This is a genomic window from Psychrobacillus sp. FSL K6-2836, from assembly GCF_038003085.1.
Taxonomy (GTDB): domain Bacteria; phylum Bacillota; class Bacilli; order Bacillales_A; family Planococcaceae; genus Psychrobacillus.
On sequence record NZ_JBBOOM010000001.1, the window covers coordinates 2134854 to 2160102 of the forward strand.

The window sequence follows — 25249 nt, forward strand, 5'->3', positions numbered from 1 at the left end:
GTGAAAAGCGCTGGAAGAATTTTGGGGAAGGCGTCCTTTGCCTTTCTCGAAATTCTGAAGCGACTCGAACAACTGGCGCCTGGAGTCTGGACAACAGAAATGCGGAAGGCGCCCGTTTAGTTGTGAAAAGCGCTGGAAGAATTTTGGGGAAAGGTGTACTTCACTTGTATGATGGATAATTTCATCCTAAATATTTATTATAGTAATTCTCATCCTCAATGGGATAATACATTGAGAGCTAAAAGTACTCACCATCAAAAAAAATCTTCCTCTTTTGTAGAAGAGGAAGATTTTTTTAACTTTCCATTTGTTTTGCTAGAAAGTTTGCAGCGGTTTCAATTGACTTTAGTTCGGATTCTCCAATAAAATGTACTTTCGAAATGATGAATACAGCTCCAATTGGATCTCCTGAAGCGATAATGGGTGCAATACAATAAGACTTAACTGTTTCGGTAACTCCTGGAATCCATTCGACCGAATTTTCATGTTTCTCTATTACAATAGAGCGCTTACCAATAATGTCTTCTACATCTGGGCTTAGCCTGCGATTTAAGTAATCCTTCTTTGAAAGTCCTGCTGCAGCAATCATCTCATCACGGTCACTTATTAATACGGGAGTTCCTAAAGTTTCATATATGGTTTCCGCGTATTCCTTCGCAAAATCTCCAAGCTCACTGATAGGTGAATATTTTTTTAAAATTACTTCTCCTTCTCTATCCGTAAAAATTTCCAATGGATCTCCTTCTCGGATTCGAAGGGTTCGACGTATTTCTTTCGGAATTACTACTCTACCTAAATCATCAATACGACGTACGATGCCAGTTGCTTTCATGTAATATGCCTCACTTTCGACAGATTGGAAATTAAAGTTCATTTCTGCCATAGTATGCATCATATTACCAAAAAATATGCAAAGAGCTACTTGACCTCTTCTATTTCTTTTTTGGATTCGGGTAACAATCTCATCATTTCTTCTAATACATCAAATGGATTGAATTTTCCTGTTTTACGTTCATCAATTGTCAGTACAAGACTGCCATTGTCCATATTAAAGCCAACCGCACGTCCGTATTTCATAGATTCTTCTACAAGTTTCGCCCCATTAATAGCCTTAGTTCCTTCTGCACTTAAAGAAATTGAAATAATTTTATTTATTTCCTTAATAGACTGTACACCTACGGCTATACCCCAAATCTTCATACGTGCAATACGCAGTAACTTTTCTGCTTCGAGAGGTATATCTCCGAACCGATCTTGTAATTCATCTATGAGGTCTAAGTACTCCTCTTCTTTTTCCATTCCTTTGACACGTTTATACATTTGAATTTTTTGATATCCATCTGGAATATATTCGTCAGAAATATAAGCATCTGTAGTGAGCGCAATTTCTATATCTGGTAAATCCTCTTTTTTAATACCAGTACGTTTTTCTGCAATTGCGTCTTCCAGCATTTGCGTATAAAGATCAAATCCAACTGAGTCTATAAATCCATGTTGTTGGGAGCCCAATAAGTTTCCGGCACCTCGTATAGACAGGTCTCGCATGGCAATCTTAAATCCAGAACCAAGCTCTGTAAATTCTTTAACTGCCTGTAATCTTTTTTCTGCAACATCTGTCAATACCTTGTCTCTTTGATGCATTAAATAAGCATAAGCAACACGATTGGAACGTCCTACACGACCTCGTAATTGATATAATTGTGATAATCCCATTTTATCTGCGTCTTGAATAATAAGTGTATTTACATTTGGAATATCAATACCTGTTTCAATAATAGTCGTAGTCACTAAAACATCGTATTCTCCCTCTATAAAGCTAATAATAATGGATTCTAGCTCCGTTTCACTCATTTGACCATGCGCAAACCCTACTCTAGCGGTTGGAACTAACATTTGTATTTCATCCACTTTTCTCGTAATGTCTTCCACTCGATTGTATAGATAAAATGCCTGTCCCTCGCGCGCTAGTTCTCTTTCAATTGCTTCACGGACTAGCGCTCCATTATGTTCCATCACATAGGTTTGTACTGGAAAACGGTTTTTAGGGGGAGTTTCAATGACAGATAAGTCACGTACTCCGATCATGGACATATGCAATGTACGTGGTATAGGTGTAGCAGTTAAAGTCATAACATCTACATTTGTCTTCAGCTGCTTAATCCGTTCTTTATGTTTTACACCAAATCGTTGTTCCTCATCTACAACGAGAAGGCCTAAATCATGGTACTCCACATCTTTGGATAGAATTCGATGTGTACCTACTACTACATCAACTAACCCTTTTTTCAACCCATTAATCGTTTCACTTTGTTGTTTTTTGTTACGGAAACGGCTTAGTAGACCTACTTCAATCGGAAAATCCTGAAAGCGCTCTATCATTGTTTCATAATGTTGCTGCGCCAATATAGTTGTCGGACAGAGAAAAGCCACTTGCTTTCCTTCCATGACAGCTTTAAATGCTGCACGTATAGCTACCTCCGTTTTACCGTAACCTACATCTCCACATACAAGACGATCCATAGGTCGAGCCTTTTCCATATCTTTTTTCACTTCTTGAATAGTACGTAGCTGATCATCCGTTTCCTCATATGGAAATGCCGCTTCAAAGGACTGCTGCATTTCACTATCTGGTTCAAATGCATATCCGACTTCCGCTTCCCTTTTAGCGTATAGCTTTATTAACTCATCGGCAATGTCTTGAACTGCTGCTGAAACCTTTGTTTTGGTCTTCTTCCAATCTGCTCCGCCCAGCTTGTGTAGCTTTGGATCTTTTTCACCAGACGCAACATATTTTTGAATGAGATCGATTTGATCAACGGGAACAAATAATTTATCCTCGCCACGATACCGAATATGAAGATAGTCTTTATGAATTCCATTCACAAGCAATGTTTCAATTCCAATATATTTCCCAATACCATGGTGTATATGTACAACATTGTCTCCAGGTTTTATCTCGGAGTAACTTTTTATACGTTCTGCATTCGTTACCTTCTGTGCTCTTGCTTTTTTCTTATGCCTTTGTTTAAACAATTCAGAATCGGTTATAACAGCTATTCGTTGTAATGGAAGTTCAAAACCAGCTTCTAAATCTCCCTCCACGATAAAAATACCAGGTGATTTCATATCACTTGCCGAAGCACCCATTTGCGAAGTAATCTGGTAATCTTCTAATACTGCATGTATTTTTGGGATACGTTCTTTACCATCTGCAAGTATAAATAAGCGAAACTTCCCTTGGATAAATCGCTCTATTTCGTTTTTTAATAAATGCATTTGTCCATGGAAGTTTTGCATAGGTTTACACGAAAAACTAATATTTTTTTTAATCGTAATTCCAGAAAAAGTACGAGAAAACAACGAAAAGTACAGCTTTTCGTTGGAAAACATCTGAATAATTTCTTTTAGACGAAAAGAAGGTTTTACACGGTGTACAGTTTTTCCTTCTTCTAATAAAGAAAGAATCCAATCATTTTCTTCTCTTTCTAAGGTTTCTGTCACTTCTTGAATTCTTCCAAGCTCGTCAAATAAAACCATTCCATTTTCGTTAAAATAGTTTCCTAAAAAACTATTATTCTCTTCCAATAAAGAGACATACTTCATATATTCTTTTGGTTGCTCGCCTTGCTTTAACAGCTCGATATCTTGTTGAATATTTTGATAGAAAAGATCCTTCACTTCCGGAATTTTAACTTTTTCTAAACTTTCCGCCAATGCTTCTTCCAATTTATGAGCTAGCAGAATTTTCTTTTCTTCAGTTAGCACGTATTCGGTTGCTGGTAGGATTCGTATATCTTTCCGTTTTTCTAACGAACGCTGATCTTCTGCAGAAAATGTACGAATAGAGTCCACTTCTGTATCAAATAGTTCTATACGAATAGGGTTCTCTAGATATAGTGGATAGATATCGATAATTCCGCCTCGCAAAGCGAATTCTCCGGGGGTAGTAACCATTGGCTGGCGTACATATCCCATATTCACTAGTCTTTGTAAAAAAGAATCTAAGTTAACTTCTTCACCTTCCGCAATAGAGATGCTACTAGCTTGCCAGTCTTTCTTAGTAGGCATATGTTTTTTAAGACCTGCAACTGGAACAATATAAACTCCATTATCATGCGTTAACATGTGATCTAATGCTTCTAGTCTTTGTGCCCGAAGTTCTGGACTAGTAATAGATATATCAGCTGCAATAAGCTCATCAGCAGGATATAAACGCACAAGGTCCTCACCAATTAGTTTTACTAAATCCTCTGTCAGTTTTTGAGCATGTAATAGGTTAGGCGTTACAATCAGTATAGCTCCCTGTCTTGTTTTATATAGCATGTTGGTAAATACAGCTCTTGCACTGGGAGTCAGACCGGTTATTAACTGTTGGTCACTACCATTCTCCAACTCTTTTACTAGTTTTTGTATTTGTGTATCTTCGAACAATAAATTACTTAAAGGTTCCATCTGTGTACCCCCAATCTAAATAGAAAAAGGCTTTGTGCACGAAAACGTGCCAAAGCATTTACTGTATCCACTTTTTTAACGCATAGTAATTTGGAAACTTTTGAAGGGAATCCTGGCACTCTTCACAAATACACTGCACAGTGTAGTCTCCTTCTGATCCATTTTCAATATATATATGTTGGTCTTCTTGGGTTAGCTCATGTTTTTGTAAAAACTGGTCATCTATGCGATCAAATGGCAACTGCCCAATTTCTGTTTCACAATGGCGACATTTATAACGAATTGGCATGGCCATTAAAACCTCCTTTTTAGGAAGTATAGACCTTTTCTTCACTTTTTATGCACCATTGTATGTATTCATTACATCTAAAAATTTTTTTACAAACCAATCTTCGCAAGCATCAGCACTATTTTTCACTGCTTGTATGATTTCTATTTTTTCATCTTCATGAAATTTGGATAGAACATAGTCCGGAACCTTCATCCCATTTTTAGGACGGTCAACGCCAATACGGATTCGATTAAATTCCTGTGAACCTAAGTGTTGGATGATTGATTTAATACCATTATGTCCGCCTGCACTACCTTTTTGACGCAGGCGTAATTTGCCAACCTGTAAGTCTAAATCATCATAAATAACGACTATTTCATCATCATTTACCTCGTAGTAATCCATCAGAGGTATAATACATTCACCAGAAAGATTCATATATGTTAATGGTTTTAAAAGCATGACCTTTTCAGCACCAATATGACCAATTCCATACATTCCATTAAATTTAGACTGTGTAAGTGGTATATTTAATCGTTTAGAAAGTTCATCAATTACATGAAACCCAATATTATGGCGGGTAGCTTCATATTGTTTTCCAGGATTTCCAAGACCAACGATAATTTTCATTTTATTCCATTCCTTTAATACAAGTTTTTATTAATTTTACCATATTCAAAACAAAAGAGGTTGCCTTAGGACAACCTCTTTTGTTTTATTATTCTTCTGTTGTTGTTTCTTCTGACTCAGACTCAGAGTCCTCGGTTTCTTCTTCTACTCGAGGAGCTGATACTGTAACCAATGTATAGTCATCTTCGTTCGTTATTGGATATCCTACTTTATCTCTAACATCTGCAACCGTTAATGTATCTCCGATTGCCATGCCAGACACGTCAATATCAATACTATCCGGAATATCTGAAGGCTTCACTGTAATGGCAATTTCACGATTTGGCTGTTGAAGCATACCACCCTCTGAAACACCAACTGAATCTCCCGTCACATTAACTGCAACATTTACTTCTAACTCTTCTTTCATATTGATCGCTAAAAAGTCAGCATGAATCATTTGTCCTTTTAGAATATTCATCTGATAATCACTCAACACGACGTTTACTGATTTACCATCAACATCGAGTTTTATAACACCATTACGACCAACCTCGCGAAGTGTTTTTACAAAGTCTTTTTCATTAACAGCAATGGACTGGGATTCTAGTTCAAAGCCGTATACAATCGCTGGGATAAACCCACTGTTTCGAAGCTTTGCATTCTCTTTTTTATTACGTTTTTGTGTTTTTACAACTGTACTCATAATATTCTCAATCCTCCCGAAGTGTGTTCTATAAATATAAATACCCATCTTCGGCAAAATTCAAACATTTCTGAGATCAATCAAATAACGTGCTAACTGATTTCTCTTCGAAAACTCTTACAATTGCATCGCCCAATAATTTTGCAACCGACAATTCTTTAATCTTTGGTGACATTTTATCGTCAGCTAATTGAATAGAGTTTGTAATTACTAGCTCTTTAATAACTGAGTTATCAATACGTTCGATTGCTGGGCCAGATAACACTGGGTGCGTACAGCAAGCATAAACTTCTTTTGCTCCACTTTCCATCAATGCCGCTGCTGCAATGGAGATTGTTCCAGCTGTATCAATAATATCGTCGATTAAAATAGCCGTTTTTCCTTCTACGTTACCTACGATGTTCATAACCTCTGCCACATTTGGACGTGGACGACGTTTATCAATAATTGCGATTGGTGCTTTTAAACGATCTGCCATTTTACGTGCACGTGTTACACCACCATGATCAGGAGAAACGATAACTAACTCGGCAGGATCAAAATTCTTACCTAAGAAGTAATCGGATAATATTGGAGCAGCAACTAAATGATCTATTGGAATATTAAAGAATCCTTGAATTTGTGGAGCATGTAGATCAAGAACGATTGCACGAGTTGCACCCGCAGTTGTTAATAAGTCTGCTACAAGTTTAGCTGTGATTGGTTCACGAGCACGTGCCTTTCTATCTTGGCGTGCATATCCGTAATATGGGATTACTACACTAATTGTGCGAGCTGAAGCGCGTTTTAGTGCATCAAGCATTATTAATAATTCCATCAGATGCTCATTGACAGGACCCGAAGTTGATTGAACAATGAATACGTCGCATCCACGGATACTTTCTTCGATATTGATCTGTACTTCACCATCACTAAATCTAGTTACTGTACTTTTACCTAGAGGTACTCCTACTTCTTTTGCGATTTCTTCTGCTAATTCCTTATTGGAATTTAGTGTAAAAATTTTCAACTTCGAATTTGCATATTGTTCTGGCATGATAGTCCTCCTGGATAATGGGTTATTTTATATTTAGTTTGTTCACGTAGCCATCTTTGTTCTCTTGTCGCGCTCTACCAATTGCAAGTGCTTCACCAGGTACATCTTTTGTAATAGTTGACCCAGCTGCCACATAAGCTTTTTTACCAATAGTTACTGGTGCTATTAAGTTAGAATTACAACCGACAAATGCATCGTCTTCGATTGTTGTGATAAATTTATTTTTTCCATCATAATTCACTGTAATTGTCCCACAACCAACATTGACGTTAGTTCCAATCGAAGCATCACCCATATAGCTTAAATGAGAAATCTTACTTCCCTTGCCTACTGTGGATTTTTTCACTTCTACAAAGTTACCAATCTTCACGTCATCTCCAACATCGGATTGTGGTCTAATATGGGCAAACGGACCAATTGAGGTATTGTCTCCGATTTCACTGGATAATACAACTGATGAGTGTATGGTCGTTTCATCACCAATAACACTAGATACGATGTGGCTATTCGGACCAATCGTACAGTTCATGCCAATTGTTGTTTTTCCTTCAATGATAACTCCAGGTTGAATAACTGTATCTGCTCCAATAACAGCTTCACTACTGATGTATGTATTTCTAGGATCGATGATTGTGACGCCTTCACGCATATGATGCCTTGCAATACGTAAACGCATAGTTTCTTCTGCTTGAGCTAAAGCGATGCGATCATTCACACCTAAAATTTCTTCGAAGTCCTTTGCAGCATATGCTGAGACAATCTCATTTTCTTTTTGTAAGATTTCAATGACATCTGGCAAATAATATTCACCTTGTGCATTATTATTATTATTAACTAACTTCAATGATTTAAATAGTGCTTCGTTATCGAAACAATATGTTCCTGAGTTAATCTCACGTACAAGTTGTTCCTCCGTAGAAGCATCTTTTTGTTCTACAATACTTTGGACACTGCCATCTACAGAACGAATAACTCTACCGTAACCAGTTGGATTTTCTGCAATCGCTGTTAAAATAGTCGCTTTTGCTCCTGTTGCGTTATGGTGTTCTAACAAGTCATTCATTGTTTTTGGCGTGATAAGTGGCGTATCCCCACAGATAACAATGGTTGTTCCAGTTAAATTTTTTAGCACTTCTTCAGCCTGTAAAACAGCATGAGCTGTTCCTAACTGTTCTTCTTGAAGAGCATATTCACTTCTAATCCCGAGTCCACGTTGAACATCTTCTGCTCCGTGACCTACGATTGTAACAATTTTTTCCACACCAAGTTGTTCCATGTTTGCTACAACATGTTCTACCATTGGCTTCCCACATACAGGATGTAATACTTTATATAAACTAGACTTCATACGTGTACCTTTACCGGCAGCTAATACAACCGCATAAGTATTTGTCATTTTTCAAGTTCCCTCCAGTGGGCTAATTTACTCTTTTGACTATAGCCGAAATGAGGCGAGATTTCAAGGAAATATCTCTTGACAAATACATGACAAAACAAGTAATATAGTTGAATTTCTTGAAGAATCGGCTAAATTATACTTGTTTTTCTGAAGTTCTAGGAAATTGATGCTTTTCTATGTTTAAATTTTTTCTTATTGCGCAACAAAAAAACCATCTCCCTTTAAAGAAATGGTTTTTACTTTTCCGTTATACAGTTGGCTCACCAATTTTTTCTTCAACCTCACTACTTAAATGATATGCGTAAAGGATAGCGTCTTGAATTTTCGTGCGCGTTCCTACATTAATCGGGTGAGCGATATCTCTAAATTCACCTTCTGTCGTTCTTTTACTTGGCATCGCTACAAACAAACCATTATTTCCATCAATTACTCGAATATCATGCACAACAAACTCGTTATCCAACGTAATGGAAGCGATAGCCCTCATACGGCCATCAGTCACTACTTTACGTAATCTTACGTCCGTTACTTCCATTCTCTCACCACCCTTTTTTCTAAGTAACAAATATCTCTATCTATTTGTTATTCCACAAAAACTAATTAAATCCTTCTTTCAAATAAGAATATTTTTAATATTTTAAATAATATATTCTATTTGTTATAGTCTTATCTTATAAATAGACAAATAAAAAAGGCGTTCTCCGAAGAAAACACCTTCCATTTAGCTTTTATACTACAGCTATTACTTCGATTTCTACCTTTACATCTTTTGGTAGTCTCGCAACTTCTACTGCAGAACGTGCGGGCTTATGACCAGCAAAATGTTTATCATAGGCTTCGTTAAATTCAGTAAAATCATTCATGTCTTTTAAAAAGACTAATGTTTTTACTACTTTAGATAAGGATGATCCTGCTTCTGTCAGTACTGCTTCTAAATTAGCAAAAACTTGTGCAGTTTGTTCTGTAATAGAGCCTTCCATCACTTCTCCTGCAGGAGTTAACGGGATTTGGCCGGAACTGTAAAACATTCCATTCACTATTATTCCTTGCACGTACGGACCGATTGCTGCCGGTGCATTAGTTGTTGATACTGCTTTCATCTAATTTGCCACCTTTCTCAAAGTAATTTCCTTGTGTTAAAGCAATTGTACCATCTTTTTCGTTGACCTCGTGAAGTTTAACTAGGGATAAATAATCTTTTACCAATTGTTCCCCTTGATGCTCTGCTTCTACCAACACAGCAATTCCAGCTAACTCACAATTGAATTCCCCTAATAAACTCTTCATCCCATTAATCGTTCCTCCGACTTTCATGAAGTCATCAGTGATTAAAACACGTTGTCCTTTTTCCATACTTCTTTTAGATAGAACCATCGTTTGGATGCGTCGTGCCGAGCCCGATACATAATTTATACTTACCGTCGGACCCTCCGTTACTTTACTATCTCTTCGCACTATGACTACAGGTACATTTAAATGTCTCGCTATAGCATGTGCAATTGGTATACCCTTAGTAGCTACCGTCATAATGGCATCAATTTTTGCATTAGCAAATGCGGATGCGAATACTTTACCGATTTTGTTCATCAGTGATGGGTTTCCTAACAGGTCCGTCATATACAAATACCCGCCAGGTAATAATCGATCTACTTTAGAGAGCTGTGCCATTAAATCATCTGCTATTTTTAAGACATCTTCTTCTGTCATTGTTGGAATGAACTTGACTCCACCTGCTGCACCGGGAACAGTAACAAGTAAACCTCTACCTCTTTCTTCAAATGTTTCTTTCACAATAGTTAAATCCTCACTTATGGAAGATTTAGCAGATTGATATAAAGAAGCAAAGAATGTCAAAGGGATTAATTTATGTGGATGCTCCATAAGATATTGAGTCATATCTACAAGTCGTTCACTTCTTTTCCATTTCATACCTTCACCTCCAAAGACGAATGTTTTATAGAAAACTTACCACAAACATCCGGATTTAAGCAAGTGGTTCCCGATCACCCATTAAACGGACTGCATATACCTCGTCGCAGAATCCACGGAGACCATTATATATTCTATGTACTCTCGTCTCCTGGTCGACTATCCCAAACACAGTTGGGCCACTCCCACTCATTAAAACAGCATCGGCTCCGAATTTTTTCATCTGATCTTTTAAACCAGCAACCTCTGGGTATAGTTTAAGTGTTACATCCTCTAACACGTTTCCGACAGAAGCACACATTAGATCAAAGTCCTTCTGCTGAATAGATTCGATCATTTGAGCAGTGTTCGGATGTTTTATTTCGTTTACTTTTAGATTACCGTAAATATCCGCAGTCGATACCCCGAGTGTTGGCTTCGCAAGGATGATCCAACAATTGGCTGGAGAAGGAAGTTCTTGTATCCTCTCTCCTCTACCTGTTGCTAAAGCAGTTCCTCCGTATACGCAAAATGCCACGTCGGAGCCAATTTTTGTTCCTATCTCAGCAAGTTCATCTAAAGAAAGTCCTAATTCCCAAATAATATTTAATCCTTTTAAAGTTGCTGCTGCGTCACTACTACCACCAGCTAGTCCAGCCGCTACAGGAATATTCTTTTCGATTGTAATAGAAACTCCCTTTTTCACTCGATAGATATCCTTTAGAATCTTTGCAGCCTGATATGCTAGATTCCGATGATCATTTGGAACAAAGCGGTCCACGGATAATATATGTATTTTTCCATCTTCTCTTACCTCTAATCCTATACGGTCTGCTAAATCTACCGTTGTCATAATCATTTCTACTTCATGGTAACCGTCTGGACGCTTATGTAGTACATCTAGTGTTAGATTTATTTTAGCAGGTGCTTTTACGTAATACATTCCATCTGCTCCTTTTCCCAAATATGTTGTCCCCTATTTTAACACAGTGCATAAGGAATGCGGAAGCGAGATTCAGCTGCAATACTTGGTAAATAAATAGGTTATAGAAGTAAAGCAAAGCTTATTAATAATCTATATTAGTAATCTATGAGATTATTTCTCCTACCATCGTCGGCAGAACAATGGATAATATGAAAAGTGCAAGGTCCTTTTAAGGTCAAACCCAGTTTCTATCGTTTTCGGTGAGCTTTGGACAGTCTTGCTGCTGTTTACTACCGAATAATTTTTAGAGATGCTATCTATATTTCCACTTCTATATAATGAAATCTACTTCTCGAATTTCTCAGTAAATAGTAGATAAATGACATAAAATCCTATAAACACTAGTTGCATAGCTACATAATATCTACTTTTATCCTGTAATAATGCAAAGAAATCAAGCAGAAAAAAAGTAATCCTAATTCAACAGCGATTACAGAATGCTGTTATCCCTACACTAAAACTATTTCTATCATCTTCGCGATAGGCAGTGCTAAATCTAATTGTTAAGCATTACACTATTTATTGATTGAAGTGGAAGGCGACGACTCCAGCGGGAACAGCACGAGCTGAAGGCCCCGCAGGAACGCAGTGACGAGGAGATTGAAGTCGTGCCCGCGGAAAAGTGTCCGCCTGAAACGGAAATCAGTAATATCATTAGTTAGAACTTATATTCAAAATACCTGGAACACTGAGCTGAGTTCAAGGCACATAAAATTTTATACTCTTTAAAGAAAAGACGGATTGCTCCGTCTTTTCTATGTGCTAGTCGTTCTTTAGTTTTGTCTCGTGTGCATTAATACTATGAATACTATGGTACATGCTTATTTACTTTGGTGATTTCATTTGCTGTTCAGCCATTTCAATTGCTCGCTTCACCATATTACCTGCATCACGTGATTTAATTCCTCCCCAGCCCTCGGTTTTGACTACCTCATAAAATCCAAGATCCTTGGCTATCTCTTCTTTTAATTCTTTAGACATTATCCCTTTTCTAGACATAGGCGAATCCTCCTTTAGAACAACTAGCTTTTTTAGTATGTCCGCAAACCAAAAGAAAACCCCTTTTCTAATAAATAAAATAGAAAAGGGGTTTTTAAAATTATAAAAATAAAAGATAAAAGTTCTAAAAAATCATTTTACAACTATTAAATTATTTGCTTCGTCAAAAATAGTGATTTCTACTGCTTCGGTCAAAACATCTGCATAACTATAAGATACACGTTCAAAAGAGTTTTCATCTTGATCCAAATCGATAACAAATACTGCATGATATGTCTCTCTAAGTACACCCGCACGCTCAATTGTTTTCTTACGTCCTCCGTTTGCTTTTAATTGCAAACGTTTGCCTAAATGATGATCTAATGACTTCTTAATATCAGCTAAAGTTTTTGGCATTTCGCATACACCTCACTGATTACTATCTTACCACCGTTTTAAATTTTTGTCAAACAAAATATTTTAACAATCAATCTATATAGTTGTCAACGTTTTTATTTGTCAGCCATAATCATTTTTTTATAAATATTACTTATTTCGTAACAAGTATGATTAATGAAATTCTTCATATAGTTCATTGGATAATTTCCCGAACTCTTCTATGCTCAAAGTTTCTCCACGTCTAGTTGGGTCTACGCCTACTTTTTCTAAAGCTTGAATGATAAGATCTTTCTTTGCTTTTCCGTTCGGTAGTGATGATTGTAGGTTATTAATAATTGTTTTTCTTCGTTGAACAAAAGAACCACGAGAAACTTTAAATAAGAATTCCTCATCGATTACTTGAATTGGTGGGGCTTCACGGCGAGTCAGTTTAATAACTGCTGAATCAACGTTTGGCTGTGGCATAAACACCGCTTTAGGGACAATCATCGCTATTTCCGCTTCCATATAGTACTGAATAGCAATGGACAAAGACCCGTATGCTTTAGTTCCTGGTGATGCGGTAATTCGATCAGCCACTTCTTTTTGCATCATAACAACCATCCCGCGAATAGGAAGGCGATCCATTAATAGTTTCAACAATATTGGCGTCGTTACGTAGTAAGGTAAATTAGCTACAACCATAACATCCTTGTAGTTTTGAAGTTGGCCTTCAAATATTTGTTGAACATCTGCTTCTAAAATATCTGCGTGAATAATTTCAACGTTATCGTATGGCGATAACGTATCTGCTAAAACAGGTAACAGTCTTTGGTCAATTTCAAATGCAACAACTTTTCCTGCAGTTCTCGCTAAATGCTCGGTTAATGCTCCAATACCAGGTCCAATTTCAATTGCAGCGGAATCCTTCGTAAGATCCGCATGATTTACAATATTACGTAAAATATTTGGATCTATTAAAAAGTTTTGCCCTAAGCTTTTTTTGAATGAGAACCCGTATTTCTTTAATATTTCTTGTGTACGTATTGGCGTCGCTATATCTTTTTGCATATATTATTTTTCCTCCATATTGAGTTGTGCAATCGCTTCTTCTACTTGCTGCTGACTAATTTGAAAAATAGATAGTCGTTTCTGTAACTGTTTTCCATTGGTGTAGCCAATTTTCAAAAGCTCTCCTAATCTCGTCCGTCTTTCCTTCGAATGGGGATGACCAATTAGTTGTCCATCAACTAATATCGATAGTGGTATTTCGGAAAACGTTTCTTTGTCCGATTTTGGGGTATAAACATTAGAAAGAGCAATGCGAATATCTTCGTCCTTTGCATGTTCGATCCCTAAACCCTTTCCATTCTTAGCAATTGTTTTTTCTTTGGATAAAAATGCGTGTTTCACGCCTGGAACCTGCTCTTCGATAATAGCACGGATACGTCTTCCTGGATAATCTGGATCAGTAAAAACAATGACTCCTCGTTTTTCCTGTGCATGCCTTATTTTCATAAGTGTTTCTTTAGAAATGGCGGAACCATTCGTTTCAATAGTATCGGCTTCTACAGAACGTTTTATGGCTGTTGTATCATCTTTTCCTTCAACGACTATTATTTCTTTTATTTGCAACCGGTTTTCCTCTTTTCTGTCTTTCTGCTATATCTATCATAACGCAAAAAAGCTCTCCCAATCAACGAAAGGGACAGCTGTTAATGATTAGTTCAAAACTTTCACACGTACTTTTTTGCGACCAAAGTCATATGCCTTGGATTTAGAAGGCATAAATAAGTCTATTTTGTTTCCCTTGATAGCTCCACCAGTATCTCCAGCTACCGCATAACCATAGCCTTCTACCCATACTTTTGAACCTAGTGGAATAACACTAGGATCTACAGCAATAACCTTCAAATTAGGATTCGATTTCAAATTAACGCCTGTCGCAGTTATGCCAGAACATCCATTACAATAAGCAGTATAAGCAGTTGCAGTCGCATAAAATTCTTTTCCTCCAGATGGAGCTGCTGACGAATTTGCTCCACGTGAAATACTAGCAGTCACTACTTTCGTTCCAACTGCCACTACCTTTTTGGTTGGTTCTTTGATCGTCTTCTCGCTCACCATATTACGAGATACCTCTTTACCATTTTCTTTCACTACTTCATAAGTCCGTGAAACAGTTCCATTTACACCGGTTTGTACTACTTTTTCTTTCCCTTTTAGTAGCGAGTTTTCTTTTTTCGTTTCTACAGCAAAGTTTATTTCTTCCTCAACTACATCGGTGACCTTTTCTACTCGCACTACTTGTATTTCAGAATTCGGGACTACTACTTCATCCATTTTCTGTTCTACTCGGTCGAATTCACTCAATTGAATGTTATGTTGTTTTAAAAAGTCAGCGACCGTAGTCGAAGTGGACCATACCTTCTTTACTTCACCGCCATCTAAAAGCTTTACTCCAAATGCTTTTTCAATAGCAATTTTGTTATCAGGTCCAACCTCTGCATCTGCAGCAGGTGTTATAGCATCATGTTCGGTAACTGCAACATTTGCCTTTGCGAGTATTTCTGAAACTAAGTCATCAGTAGCTGTAAGTGTTTGAATTTCTCCATCTACTGTGATTTCTATTTGTCTTGCCTGCTCCCACTCAACCGACAAATTATTTTCGATTGATGTGTTCACTGAGGGATATAAAAAGTCTTCATTGGCTACTACTATTTGATGATCATCTAATAATTCACCAACTGTATTTGCATGCGTTAATATTTCTTGTTGTTCACCATTAACTGTTAAAGCAACAGTTTTCTTTGTTCCTTCGAATAAAACGAAAGAAACGACTGCAAGAAACAGTAGTAAAGATGCTACAGTTACTAAGGTTTGCTTGCTCCTCAATGAATGAAAGAACAGGTTTTTCATGGAATTATTTGACATGAAAAACGCCTCCTTGTTCACTGAAGTGATTATATAGAGTCCCAAAGGGCTTGTCAACAGTTAAGATTTCTTCTGAGATTAAAACATGTAAAATATATACCTCTTTTATAGCATGTTACTATTACTTTTTTATTCCGTTATTTTAAAGAATCTTTCTGCATTTTTTGTTGTTGCTTCTGCCACCTCTTCCACTGTAATTCCTTTTAGATGAGCTATTTCTTCCGCTACAAGTGTCACAAGAGCAGGTTCATTTCTTTTCCCTCGATGTGGATGTGGAGCTAAATAAGGTGCGTCTGTTTCAATCAATAAATATTCTAATGGAATTTCTGTTGCTACCTCTTTCGGTTTCTTTGCATTTTTAAATGTAACAGGTCCTCCAAGTGAAATCATAAAATTCATCTCTATACATTGTTTAGCTGTTTCTACACTTCCTCCATAACAATGCATGATACCACCTGTAAGATGTGCCTCTTCCTCTTGTAAAATACGTATCACATCTTCTGTTGCGTCACGATTGTGAATAATAATCGGCAAATTTACCTTCTGAGCTAAACGTATTTGTTGTCGAAACAATGCCTGTTGAACGTCTTTAGGGGACTTATCCCAATGATAATCTAATCCCATTTCCCCTATTCCAACAACCTTTTTATGCGCTGCAAGTTCTTCAATCCACTTCAAATCCTCTTCTGTACAATCAATCGCATCCACAGGATGCCATCCAACTACAGCATAAAGAAAAGAATACTCCTCCACCAGCTTCATGGCTCTTTCAATCGTGATACGATCAAATCCAATAACCACCATTTTTTTTACATTAGCATCTAACGCACGATTAATTACTTTCTGCAAATCATCCTCATACTGATCTGCATTTAAATGTACATGTGTATCGATAAACATATTACTTCCTCCTCAATAATTATTAATACTATTACTTTTTATCAATACTATTTGTTTTTCACGTTTTCTAGCTATAATATAAGACACTTTCGTGAAAGTATAAGCGTTTTCCAATAGAAAGTATTTTTGAATAGTATTTAAAAATAATAGACCTGTTCCAACTGCAACAGGTCTATTTCAAAAGTTAATGCTGTTAAATTATATTGTCGCCAATAAATTTTGCTGGATTTTTGATCGAAACCCAAGAAATTTTCATCACAACTAATATGGTTTTTTTATTTCACTTGAGCGCCATTTTCTAGTTTTTCATCCACTGAAGCAAGGGTCAAATATCCATTTTTTTCACCTGCAAGAATCATTCCTTGAGATAACTCTCCTCTTAACTTCACGGGTTTCAGATTTGCTACTACAATTACTTTTTTACCAATAACCTCTTCAGGTTTGTAATGCTGGGCAATACCAGAAATTACTTGACGCTTTTCATATCCCATATCTAATTGCAGCTTCAATAATTTATCTGCTTTAGGCACTGCTTCACACGATAATACGGTAGCAACACGTAAGTCCACCTTAAAAAAGTCATCAATTGAAATTTCTTCCGCTTGAGGTCCTTCTTCTTTTTCCTCTTCTTGAGGTGTTTGAACAGACCCCCGCATTTGTTCACGAATATAAGCAACCTCTACATCTACATCTAATCGTGGGAAAATAGGAACTCCTGTTTTTATTACTGTTGTACCATCCTTTATAACATTATAAGAGCCTAAATGATCCCACTGCAAATAATCCTCTGTAAAACCAAGCTGCTCCGCAATTTGTTTCGGACTATTTGTCATAAATGGCTGGGCAAGTGTTGCAATTTGACGAAGGCTTTCTGCTAAATGAGTCATAACTGAAGCCAGTTGTCCTTTAGTTGTTTCGTCTTTTGCAAGTACCCAGGGCTGAGTTTCATCAATATACTTATTTGTACGCGATACTAAAGCCCATAAATCTCCAAGCACTAAGCTAAATTGCATTTTTTCCATATTTGCTTCGTATTTACCAATTGTATCCTTTGTAAAATCCTGTAAAGTTGCATCAAACTCTGTCGATTCACTTTGACTTACCGGAATTTTTCCATCAAAGTATTTATTGATCATGGAAACAGTTCTATTCAAAAGATTCCCTAAATCATTTGCAAGGTCAAAGTTTGTCCGCTCTACGAATGACTCTGGAGAAAATACTCCATCTTGGCCAAAAGGAAGTTCACGCAATAAGAAATAGCGTGTTGCATCTAATCCATAACGTTCTACTAACATTTCTGGGTATACAACATTTCCTTTCGATTTAGACATTTTACCGTCTTTCATCATGATAAATCCATGAGCAAAAACCTTCTTAGGTAGTGGTAAATCCAAAGCCATTAGGAATATCGGCCAATAAATTGTATGGAAACGGACAATGTCTTTACCTACTACATGGACATCTGCTGGCCAAAACTTTTGGAATAAAGCATCATCATCTGATAGATAACCAAGTGATGTAATATAATTAGTTAAAGCATCCACCCACACATAAATTACATGCTTTGAATCGCCGGGCACTTTAATACCCCAATCAAAGGATGTTCTTGATACAGATAAATCTTCTAGACCTGGTTTAATAAAGTTATTTACCATTTCATTTTTTCTAGACTCTGGCTCTATAAATTCTACATTTTGCTCATAGTATGCCAATAAACGATCAGCATATTTCTTCATATTAAAGAAGTATGATTCTTCTTTCACTTTTTGAACTGGACGACCACAGTCTGGACAGTTTCCTTCTATTAACTGTGTTTCAGTAAAGAAAGACTCACAAGGTGTGCAATACCATCCTTCATATTCTCCCTTATAAATGTCTCCATTATCCAAGAATTTTTGAAATATTTTCTCCACTATTTTTGTATGTCGTTCCTCAGTAGTCTGGATAAAATCATCATAGGATATATCCATTAAAGCCCATACCTTTTTGGCCGCTTCTGCAATCTCATCTACATAAATTTGAGGCTCTTTTTTTGCTTCTTGTGCTTTTTCTTGAATCTTTTGACCATGCTCGTCCATTCCTGTTAGGAAACGAACTTCATATCCTCTAAGTCTTTTATATCTGGCCATTGCATCGGAAGCAACGGTCGTATACGCGGTTCCTATGTGAAATTTTCCACTCGGATAATAAATCGGGGTTGTTAAATAGAATGTTTTCTGTTGATCTTTCAATGTAAAGATGCCTCCAATGTTGATTCTCTTTATTCTTTATTCTATCGAAATGAAGAGTTTGTTTCAATCAATTCATTTATTCATGTTTGTCGAATAAAAATTGCTAAGTGATAAATTTCAAAAAACTAGTTAATATATCAAAATAATTCCTATTTCACTTAAAAAGAATCGTATTTTTAATAAAAAACGCTTTAAATATCAAAATACTATTATATTACTCTCTTTCGCTAAATCATTAATTATTGACGTAAATGGTAGTACTTGGTATGATATATTACATAAAAGAGGTTTATGTCGAATCTTGGCGAAAAATATGCACTCTTGAGAGGAGAACAATTTTTTATGAAATCTACAGGTATTGTACGTAAAGTTGATGAATTAGGTCGTGTAGTTATTCCAATTGAATTACGTCGCACGTTAGGTATTGCTGAAAAAGATGCATTAGAGATTTACGTAGATGATGATAAAATCATCCTAAAAAAATATATGCCAAATATGACTTGTGCTGTAACTGGTGAAGTATCAGATGATAACCTACGCCTAGTTGGTGGAAAACTGATTCTAAGCCCAGAAGGTGCAGAATTACTAATCAAAGAGATTCAAAGTAACCTAAAATAATTAGTAAAAAGAACCGTAAACTTTTTAAGTTTACGGTTCTTTTTACATGTCTAACGCAAGCACCTAGCCCCGATAGGCACTTGCGTTTTCCTAATCTACATGATAATTTTGATAGACTTCTCTTTTAGATAGACCTCTTTGGATTGCCACTTCTTTAATAGCTTCCTTTGAAGTGCAATGTTTCTCTTCTATTAGTTGGTCTACATGCTCTTCCAGTGTTAGTTTTGACCACCATGGTGTTTCTTCAATTTCTACTTCATCTTCGTTTCCTTCTAACACAATACAAAATTCTCCCCGAATCTCTGCCTGCTCCACCCACTCAACTGCCTCGTCAATCGTACCTCTTAAAAACTCTTCAAACTTTTTTGTTAGCTCTCGTGCTAAAACAATCTTTCGTGTTCCATCCATAACAGATTGCATATCCCGTAATGATTCTTTCAAACGATGTGGTGACTCATATAAAATAACGGACTCTTGTCTTTTTTGTAGCTTTTCAATTTCTACTCTTCTTTCTTTTTTATTGCGACTTAAAAAACCATAAAAGAAAAAGGGTTGTGTTGTCAGTCCCGATGCAATTAGTGCACTAAGGGCAGCATTTGCTCCGGGGACCGGTACAACCGCAAAGCCTTCTTTTACTGCTTTAGCAGCGATGTCTGCACCTGGATCTGAAATACAAGGAAGACCTGCATCACTTACTAATGCTATACGTTTGCCCTCTCTCAATAATTCCAATAGTTTTTCTCCACCAGTTTGCAGGTTATGGTCGTGATAGCTTATAAGTGGCGTAGAAATTTCAAAGTAATTACACAGTTTTTTCGTATTTCTCGTATCCTCTGCTGCAATAATATCTACTTCTTTTAATATTCTAATAGCCCTCATCGTCATATCTTCTAAGTTACCAATGGGTGTTGCAACTAAATACAAGCAGCTACTTTGTTCATGCTCGGTCGATTTCTGAGATTTTATCATTTACTTGCCCCCATATAATTTATTTTTTGTTTTCGCGTTAGCTGCTTAAAAGCATACTCCGCTTGCATAGCCTCTTGCTTCGTTTCGTATAGTTCACTATATATACAACTAACCGGCCGCTTGGCGCGTGTATACTTTGCTCCCTTTCCTTCATTATGTACCTTTAATCTTTTCACTAAATCATTCGTATAACCTGCATAATAGGATCCATCCTTACATTCTAACACGTAAAAAGTATGCCGTTTTTCACTCTTTTCCATACAGCATCTCTTTTACTTCTTGCGTATATTTTCCGTCATCTCCATATACATATAAAGGCGGTAATATTTTTAAATCAGGCTTTCCATCTTTTATACCTTCGATTAGCAATGTGTTTGCTTCTTTTCCTTCTTTTGGATAGACAAAACGAATTCTTTTTGGCTCTAAACGATTAGCTCTCATCGCAGTTACGATATCGAGAAGTCTCCCAGGACGATGAACAAAGGCAGCTTTTCCACCCTGCTTTAATAATTCACTAGCAGATTGAACTGCTTCATCCAATGTAAGATAGATCTCATGTCGAGCAATCGCTAAATGCTCCTTTAAGTTTTTCTCACTTGCCTCATGCGCTGGAAAATAGGGTGGGTTACAAGTAACAACATCAAATTTTTCGGAACCAAGCTCTTTAGCAATACCCTTAACATCGGCTTCCATAATAGTAATTTGCTCGTTGAGATTATTGAACTGAACACTTCTTGTAGCCATATCTGCTAATCTTTCTTGTAATTCCACCCCTATGATTTCAGCATTTGTTCGAGCGCTTAGAAATAATGGGATTGCCCCATTTCCTGTACAAATATCTACAATTTTCCCCTTTTTAATCGGTACATATGTAAATCTCGATAGCAATACTGCATCCAAAGAAAAAGAGAAGACAGAAGGACTTTGAATAATACGTAGATCTTCTGCCAATAAATAATCCAGTCGTTCGTCATTCTTTAACCATTGTTCCATAATTATTACCCCCAAGCAAAATAAAAGACTGACACCCACTTATGGAGTGGCATCAGTCAATTGTTTATGTGTTTTGTTTGTTTAAAAATGAAAGACAAAATAGACAATCTTCTTCTTTTCGAGAGCTTCCAAAGTGAACATGACACACGTGGTAGCCTTCTTGATAGAGTCGAGCTAGATTATCATGGCCCTCTCCTACATCAAATTTGTTCAATTTCTCATCTCTCATTTTCTCAAGCATTGCTTCTTTTTCATGCATTTCATCGAGTCGTTGTCTTAAATGATTATTCTCTTGTTGTAGCGCTTCACGTTCTTCAACCATTATCGCCACAAATTCTTTTAAAGCGCGAAATTGCAGCTGCGTGGACTCTAATTGTTTTTCAAAATCTATAATTGTATCAAAAAAATTGCGGTCCATCACACATTCACCTCATTGCCCCGACCATTGCACTTGATTTGTTGCATGGTTTGTAATTTCTTCTAACGTATAATCTAGAACACGTTGTGGATCAGGTAATTCTATACGTAAAACTCGCTCCAAAATATTCATACTCACTACTCTACCTAGCCCATCAGGTGTTTCAACTTTGTCTCCAATATCCGGCATTTGTTCTCTAGCAGTTTCATATTCATCGTTCTCGTACTTTAAGCAGCACATTAGTCGGCCACAAAGCCCAGAAATTTTAGATGGATTTAGTGATAAGTTTTGATCTTTCGCCATTTTTATAGAAACCGGCTCAAAATCTCCTAAAAATGTAGAACAACAAAGCATACGACCACAAGGCCCTATACCACCTAACATTTTTGCCTCATCACGAACTCCAATTTGTCTAAGTTCAATACGAGTCCTAAATACTGATGCTAAATCTTTTACCAAATCGCGAAAGTCTACGCGACCTTCTGCAGTAAAATAAAAAATAATTTTGTTTCGGTCGAATGTATATTCAACATCTACCAACTTCATTTCAAGATTTCTTTCGATAATCTTTTCAGTCCCTAGAGCAAGTGCTTGAGCTGATTCTAATCTATTTTCTTCTACTTGGATACGATCTTTATCCGAAGAAGGTCTTACTACTTGTTTTAGAGGAAGCACAACATCATGTTCTCCGACTTGCTTGATCGGAACTACAACTTTACCATACTCTACTCCTCTAGCTGTTTCAACGATTACATAATCGTCTTTTTCTAAAGCAAAATCCACTGGATCAAAATAATATATTTTACCCGCTTTTTTAAAGCGGACTCCTACAACATTATACAAAAGTAAATCCCTCCTGCAGGTTAAGCATTAACTGCTCCATCATCAGTGTCCGATTCATATTTTTATGCAAGTTTTGTTTTGCATGTAAAATCATTTCTAATTGCTTCGATAATTGCTCATACGTTGTATGTAGAGCAACCTGTTTCCAATAAGAAATCATATCCGGGAAAGTACAATCTGCGATGGGACTTGCTTTTATAGCTACTATATCACGATATGCAAATAGTAGTAAATCTAACGCTTGTTCGGCCTGCTCTTTCTCTTTAAGCAATGATCCAAAATCTTCATGAATACACATTAATGCGTCGTGAATACTTCTTCCATTCGCTTCAACCAATTTTAACACTGATTTCCTTACAAGTCCAAACTGCTCATCTTTCGCTAAATTTAAAGCTTCTTCTACTTGATTCGTCATTTTACAAACAGTAGAAGCCATTGAATCAGTGATCCCCTCTTCTATTAATTTCTGTTTTAAGATAACAGTAGGGATTGAAGATAAACTTAGATGCTGGCATCTGGAACGAATAGTTGGAAGTAAAGCATGCATTCTATCAGTCAATAAAATGGCTGTTATCTCGCTTTGAGGCTCTTCTAAAAACTTTAATAGTGTGTTTGCTGCACTTGCATTTAATTGGTCTGCATGATGTATTACATATATTTTTCGTTGCTTTTCAATAGTAGTCTTACTTAATGCATGAACTAATTCATCTACTTGTCCTTTTTTTATAAATTGACCATCAGGCTCTAGTTGCATAAAGTTAAGGTGATTGAAGGATTTTAATCTTTTACATGATCGACATGTTTCACATGGAACATTATTTACTGGGTCTTCACAAAAAAGAAGCTGAACAAAAAATTGCATGACTTTCTCTTTCCCAGTTCCTTTAGCCCCTTCTAAGATATAGGCATGTCCGATTCGATTTTTAGATACAATCATTTGTAATTGTTTGACTACGGTAGGTTGTAATCTTTCTACATCCTCAATCGACCAGTTTTCCATCACTTTCACCACTTTCTAAGAAAAGCTCCAGTGTCTATGTCAGCCTTGATAGTCGCTGGAGCTAGGCAGATACGAGTTATAATCATATACTTTCTTGTGAAAAATCCCGCGTTTCGCATCATGCGAAAACACGGGAAACTTACGTGTATAAATTGATAAGTAAGCCTTTTATCTCTCCAATTTTATCTAACAAGTCTATAGAACTTTTTTCTTGGTTTAAAATTTCTTCCGCTAATTCAACTAATTTTTCATCAATTGTTTCCACAAGTTTCAACTTTCTTCCTTCACCAAAACGATTCCATGTATGAGACTGTTTTAATCCCATTCCAAAATCGACAGCTTCGTGTAGGAACTTTCGGATAAGCATTTTAAACTTTGCCATATCACGTAAGTTTCGAGAACGCGCTAAACGATCCCCCGCTGTGGAGATATCTCCAAGAAGCCTTGTCATGGTATCCGTCTGCATTCGCTGTTCCTGTTTTGTAATCATTTGACCAAATTTAACGGACTGATTTCCATTTTGCATGGCGTCTTTTCGAATATTATCTATACCAACACGCATATCTTGGTTAATCTTCACTTTTTACTACTCCCTCCTTCATTATTAAAAATGATGGAATTGTTCAATTGGGAGTACAAATACAGTAGCTCCTCCAACCTCAACTTCTACTGGATATGGAATATAAGAATCTGCATTTCCTCCCATTGGAGATACTGGTGCTACCATTTGCTCTCTTGCTCTACAATTATCTCTTATTAACTCTAAAGCAGAAGCTACTAGAACATCATCAGTACCGATTAGAAATGTAGTATTCCCGGAACGTAAAAAACCACCTGTACTTGCCAGTTTTGTTGCTCTAAACTTTGCCTTTGTTAATGCATTAGACAACCGATTACTATCCTGATCCTGAACTACCGCTACTATCAATTTCATCGATACTCACCCCTATTAGTATTTTTCTTTTATTATACCATGAATTATCTAATAATTTCTAATTCCCGTTTGATGACTATATACGTTTCTTCTAATACCTTCTCTACGGGTTGAGAGGCATCTATTACTTGTATACGTTCCGGATATTTTTCAACTAACGCTAAATACCCAGCTCGTACTTTTTGATGAAATGCTAAATTCTCTACATCTAATCGGTTTTTTTCTCGATCCTGATGCGCGTTAATTCTAGATAATCCCACCTCAGGGTCCACATCAAATAGAACTGTTTTTTCTGGCATTGTATCTCCAATAGCAAACTTATTAATAGCCCATATTTCCTCTACTCCAATACCACGAGCAAAACCTTGATATGCTAATGAGCTATCAATAAATCTATCGCAAATCACAATTTTTCCAGCTTCTAACGCAGGTAGAATTTTCTCAACTAAATGTTGTCTTCTAGCAGCAGCATATAATAATGCTTCAGTACGGCTCTCCATCATTGTATGCTCATTATTTAAAATTATGTTACGAATCTTTTCGGAAATCATAATTCCTCCAGGCTCTCTTGTCATTACAACATCGTAGCCTTCTTCTATCAATCGTTTTCCTAATAAATTCATAACAGTTGTTTTCCCCGCACCTTCTGGACCCTCACTTGTTATAAAGTACCCTCTTTTTTGCACA

At 36.6% G+C, this 25249-nt stretch carries 28 protein-coding genes; 1 reads left to right on the forward strand and 27 read right to left on the reverse strand.

Annotation, left to right across the window (positions count from 1 at the left end):
- Positions 1–295 precede the first annotated feature (295 nt).
- The 18 genes from spoVT to metG form a co-directional block, all read right to left on the reverse strand.
- Positions 296–832 carry a stage V sporulation protein T gene (spoVT, locus tag MKY37_RS09950; RefSeq protein WP_340779888.1) on the reverse strand — a complete coding sequence of 179 codons (537 nt, stop codon included), beginning with the start codon at positions 830–832 and terminating at the stop codon, positions 296–298.
- Between the two features lie 86 nt (positions 833–918).
- Positions 919–4452: a transcription-repair coupling factor gene (gene mfd / locus MKY37_RS09955; protein WP_340776579.1), complete on the reverse strand. Its 3534-nt coding sequence runs from the start codon at positions 4450–4452 to the stop codon at positions 919–921.
- Positions 4453–4510: 58 nt separating this feature from the next.
- The gene (locus MKY37_RS09960) at positions 4511–4747 is read right to left on the reverse strand and encodes an anti-sigma-F factor Fin (RefSeq protein ID WP_340776581.1); all 237 of its coding nucleotides are present in this window, start codon (positions 4745–4747) and stop codon (positions 4511–4513) included.
- Between the two features lie 42 nt (positions 4748–4789).
- On the reverse strand, positions 4790–5353 hold the full coding sequence (gene pth / locus MKY37_RS09965) for an aminoacyl-tRNA hydrolase (protein ID WP_340776583.1): 564 nt from the start codon (positions 5351–5353) through the stop codon (positions 4790–4792).
- Positions 5354–5441: 88 nt separating this feature from the next.
- Complete coding sequence (locus tag MKY37_RS09970; protein WP_340776586.1) at positions 5442–6038, reverse strand: 50S ribosomal protein L25/general stress protein Ctc; 597 nt, start codon at positions 6036–6038, stop codon at positions 5442–5444.
- Between the two features lie 76 nt (positions 6039–6114).
- A complete protein-coding gene (locus MKY37_RS09975) occupies positions 6115–7074 on the reverse strand; it encodes a ribose-phosphate diphosphokinase (RefSeq protein WP_093496472.1) in 960 nt (319 codons plus the stop codon).
- A gap of 22 nt (positions 7075–7096) precedes the next feature.
- Positions 7097–8470 carry a bifunctional UDP-N-acetylglucosamine diphosphorylase/glucosamine-1-phosphate N-acetyltransferase GlmU gene (gene glmU, locus MKY37_RS09980; RefSeq protein ID WP_340776589.1) on the reverse strand — a complete coding sequence of 458 codons (1374 nt, stop codon included), beginning with the start codon at positions 8468–8470 and terminating at the stop codon, positions 7097–7099.
- 250 nt (positions 8471–8720) lie between these two features.
- Entirely contained in the window at positions 8721–9008 is a 288-nt protein-coding gene (gene spoVG, locus MKY37_RS09985) for a septation regulator SpoVG (RefSeq protein WP_340776591.1), read from the reverse strand.
- Positions 9009–9201: 193 nt separating this feature from the next.
- Positions 9202–9573 carry a RidA family protein gene (locus MKY37_RS09990; RefSeq protein ID WP_340776593.1) on the reverse strand — a complete coding sequence of 124 codons (372 nt, stop codon included), beginning with the start codon at positions 9571–9573 and terminating at the stop codon, positions 9202–9204.
- On the reverse strand, positions 9551–10402 hold the full coding sequence (gene purR / locus MKY37_RS09995; protein ID WP_340776595.1) for a pur operon repressor: 852 nt from the start codon (positions 10400–10402) through the stop codon (positions 9551–9553). The genes MKY37_RS09990 and purR overlap by 23 nt, the downstream gene beginning before the upstream one ends.
- Positions 10403–10457: 55 nt before the next feature.
- Positions 10458–11324, reverse strand: a complete 867-nt coding sequence (gene ispE / locus MKY37_RS10000) for a 4-(cytidine 5'-diphospho)-2-C-methyl-D-erythritol kinase (RefSeq protein ID WP_340779889.1) — start codon at positions 11322–11324, stop codon at positions 10458–10460.
- Positions 11325–12191: 867 nt separating this feature from the next.
- Positions 12192–12365 (reverse strand): small, acid-soluble spore protein, alpha/beta type, encoded by a 174-nt coding sequence (locus MKY37_RS10005; protein WP_090570780.1) that lies wholly within the window; start codon positions 12363–12365, stop codon positions 12192–12194.
- 132 nt (positions 12366–12497) lie between these two features.
- Positions 12498–12761, reverse strand: a complete 264-nt coding sequence (gene veg, locus MKY37_RS10010; protein WP_090570777.1) for a biofilm formation stimulator Veg — start codon at positions 12759–12761, stop codon at positions 12498–12500.
- Between the two features lie 153 nt (positions 12762–12914).
- Entirely contained in the window at positions 12915–13793 is an 879-nt protein-coding gene (gene rsmA, locus MKY37_RS10015) for a 16S rRNA (adenine(1518)-N(6)/adenine(1519)-N(6))-dimethyltransferase RsmA (RefSeq protein ID WP_340776600.1), read from the reverse strand.
- Between the two features lie 3 nt (positions 13794–13796).
- Positions 13797–14357, reverse strand: coding sequence for a ribonuclease M5 (gene rnmV, locus MKY37_RS10020; RefSeq protein ID WP_340776602.1), 561 nt, complete (start codon positions 14355–14357; stop codon positions 13797–13799).
- Between the two features lie 87 nt (positions 14358–14444).
- Positions 14445–15656, reverse strand: coding sequence for a ubiquitin-like domain-containing protein (locus MKY37_RS10025; RefSeq protein ID WP_340776604.1), 1212 nt, complete (start codon positions 15654–15656; stop codon positions 14445–14447).
- 129 nt (positions 15657–15785) lie between these two features.
- Positions 15786–16556 (reverse strand): TatD family hydrolase, encoded by a 771-nt coding sequence (locus MKY37_RS10030; RefSeq protein ID WP_340776607.1) that lies wholly within the window; start codon positions 16554–16556, stop codon positions 15786–15788.
- Positions 16557–16831: 275 nt separating this feature from the next.
- Positions 16832–18787 (reverse strand): methionine--tRNA ligase, encoded by a 1956-nt coding sequence (metG, locus tag MKY37_RS10035; protein WP_340776609.1) that lies wholly within the window; start codon positions 18785–18787, stop codon positions 16832–16834.
- 342 nt (positions 18788–19129) lie between these two features.
- On the opposite strand from metG, the gene MKY37_RS10040 reads away from it, so the two are divergent.
- Positions 19130–19405 (forward strand): AbrB/MazE/SpoVT family DNA-binding domain-containing protein, encoded by a 276-nt coding sequence (locus MKY37_RS10040; protein WP_053592248.1) that lies wholly within the window; start codon positions 19130–19132, stop codon positions 19403–19405.
- A gap of 90 nt (positions 19406–19495) precedes the next feature.
- Here the strand turns inward: MKY37_RS10040 and rsmI are convergent, their stop codons facing one another.
- From rsmI to tmk, 9 genes are all read right to left on the reverse strand, one after another.
- Positions 19496–20371, reverse strand: a complete 876-nt coding sequence (gene rsmI / locus MKY37_RS10045; RefSeq protein WP_340779890.1) for a 16S rRNA (cytidine(1402)-2'-O)-methyltransferase — start codon at positions 20369–20371, stop codon at positions 19496–19498.
- Entirely contained in the window at positions 20371–20634 is a 264-nt protein-coding gene (locus tag MKY37_RS10050) for a GIY-YIG nuclease family protein (RefSeq protein WP_340776618.1), read from the reverse strand. Before MKY37_RS10050 ends, rsmI begins: the two co-directional genes overlap by 1 nt.
- Positions 20621–21367, reverse strand: coding sequence for a tRNA1(Val) (adenine(37)-N6)-methyltransferase (locus tag MKY37_RS10055; RefSeq protein ID WP_340776620.1), 747 nt, complete (start codon positions 21365–21367; stop codon positions 20621–20623). The genes MKY37_RS10050 and MKY37_RS10055 overlap by 14 nt, the downstream gene beginning before the upstream one ends.
- Positions 21368–21431: 64 nt before the next feature.
- Positions 21432–21785 carry a DNA replication initiation control protein YabA gene (yabA, locus tag MKY37_RS10060; protein ID WP_340776622.1) on the reverse strand — a complete coding sequence of 118 codons (354 nt, stop codon included), beginning with the start codon at positions 21783–21785 and terminating at the stop codon, positions 21432–21434.
- Positions 21786–21797: 12 nt separating this feature from the next.
- On the reverse strand, positions 21798–22628 hold the full coding sequence (locus tag MKY37_RS10065; protein ID WP_340776624.1) for a PSP1 domain-containing protein: 831 nt from the start codon (positions 22626–22628) through the stop codon (positions 21798–21800).
- Complete coding sequence (gene holB, locus MKY37_RS10070) at positions 22621–23628, reverse strand: DNA polymerase III subunit delta' (protein ID WP_445323035.1); 1008 nt, start codon at positions 23626–23628, stop codon at positions 22621–22623. The genes MKY37_RS10065 and holB overlap by 8 nt, the downstream gene beginning before the upstream one ends.
- A 139-nt stretch (positions 23629–23767) precedes the next feature.
- Positions 23768–24208, reverse strand: coding sequence for a YaaR family protein (locus tag MKY37_RS10075; protein ID WP_211892440.1), 441 nt, complete (start codon positions 24206–24208; stop codon positions 23768–23770).
- Between the two features lie 24 nt (positions 24209–24232).
- Positions 24233–24562 (reverse strand): cyclic-di-AMP receptor, encoded by a 330-nt coding sequence (locus MKY37_RS10080; protein WP_093063120.1) that lies wholly within the window; start codon positions 24560–24562, stop codon positions 24233–24235.
- Positions 24563–24606: 44 nt separating this feature from the next.
- Positions 24607–25248: a dTMP kinase gene (tmk, locus tag MKY37_RS10085; protein WP_340776629.1), complete on the reverse strand. Its 642-nt coding sequence runs from the start codon at positions 25246–25248 to the stop codon at positions 24607–24609.
- Position 25249 lies beyond the last annotated feature (1 nt).

Bases quoted from the DNA above. Each gene is read 5' to 3' on its own strand.
- pth (WP_340776583.1), bottom strand. From the start codon at position 5,353: ATGAAAATTATCGTTGGTCTTGGAAATCCTGGAAAACAATATGAAGCT.
- glmU (WP_340776589.1), bottom strand. From the start codon at position 8,470: ATGACAAATACTTATGCGGTTGTATTAGCTGCCGGTAAAGGTACACGT.
- MKY37_RS09960 (WP_340776581.1), bottom strand. From the start codon at position 4,747: ATGGCCATGCCAATTCGTTATAAATGTCGCCATTGTGAAACAGAAATT.
- veg (WP_090570777.1), bottom strand. From the start codon at position 12,761: ATGCCAAAAACTTTAGCTGATATTAAGAAGTCATTAGATCATCATTTA.
- yabA (WP_340776622.1), bottom strand. From the start codon at position 21,785: ATGGACCGCAATTTTTTTGATACAATTATAGATTTTGAAAAACAATTA.
- MKY37_RS10040 (WP_053592248.1), top strand. From the start codon at position 19,130: ATGAAATCTACAGGTATTGTACGTAAAGTTGATGAATTAGGTCGTGTA.
- MKY37_RS09990 (WP_340776593.1), bottom strand. From the start codon at position 9,573: ATGAAAGCAGTATCAACAACTAATGCACCGGCAGCAATCGGTCCGTAC.
- spoVT (WP_340779888.1), bottom strand. From the start codon at position 832: ATGAAAGCAACTGGCATCGTACGTCGTATTGATGATTTAGGTAGAGTA.
- ispE (WP_340779889.1), bottom strand. From the start codon at position 11,324: ATGTATTACGTAAAAGCACCTGCTAAAATAAATCTAACACTAGATGTA.
- MKY37_RS10050 (WP_340776618.1), bottom strand. From the start codon at position 20,634: ATGGAAAAGAGTGAAAAACGGCATACTTTTTACGTGTTAGAATGTAAG.
- holB (WP_445323035.1), bottom strand. From the start codon at position 23,628: ATGGAAAACTGGTCGATTGAGGATGTAGAAAGATTACAACCTACCGTA.
- MKY37_RS10025 (WP_340776604.1), bottom strand. From the start codon at position 15,656: ATGTCAAATAATTCCATGAAAAACCTGTTCTTTCATTCATTGAGGAGC.
- purR (WP_340776595.1), bottom strand. From the start codon at position 10,402: ATGAAATGGAAAAGAAGTGAACGACTTGTAGATATGACTCAATATCTT.
- MKY37_RS10080 (WP_093063120.1), bottom strand. From the start codon at position 24,562: ATGAAATTGATAGTAGCGGTAGTTCAGGATCAGGATAGTAATCGGTTG.
- MKY37_RS10055 (WP_340776620.1), bottom strand. From the start codon at position 21,367: ATGGAACAATGGTTAAAGAATGACGAACGACTGGATTATTTATTGGCA.
- MKY37_RS09975 (WP_093496472.1), bottom strand. From the start codon at position 7,074: ATGCCAGAACAATATGCAAATTCGAAGTTGAAAATTTTTACACTAAAT.
- MKY37_RS10005 (WP_090570780.1), bottom strand. From the start codon at position 12,365: ATGTCTAGAAAAGGGATAATGTCTAAAGAATTAAAAGAAGAGATAGCC.
- spoVG (WP_340776591.1), bottom strand. From the start codon at position 9,008: ATGGAAGTAACGGACGTAAGATTACGTAAAGTAGTGACTGATGGCCGT.
- mfd (WP_340776579.1), bottom strand. From the start codon at position 4,452: ATGGAACCTTTAAGTAATTTATTGTTCGAAGATACACAAATACAAAAA.
- MKY37_RS09970 (WP_340776586.1), bottom strand. From the start codon at position 6,038: ATGAGTACAGTTGTAAAAACACAAAAACGTAATAAAAAAGAGAATGCA.
- rsmA (WP_340776600.1), bottom strand. From the start codon at position 13,793: ATGCAAAAAGATATAGCGACGCCAATACGTACACAAGAAATATTAAAG.
- MKY37_RS10030 (WP_340776607.1), bottom strand. From the start codon at position 16,556: ATGTTTATCGATACACATGTACATTTAAATGCAGATCAGTATGAGGAT.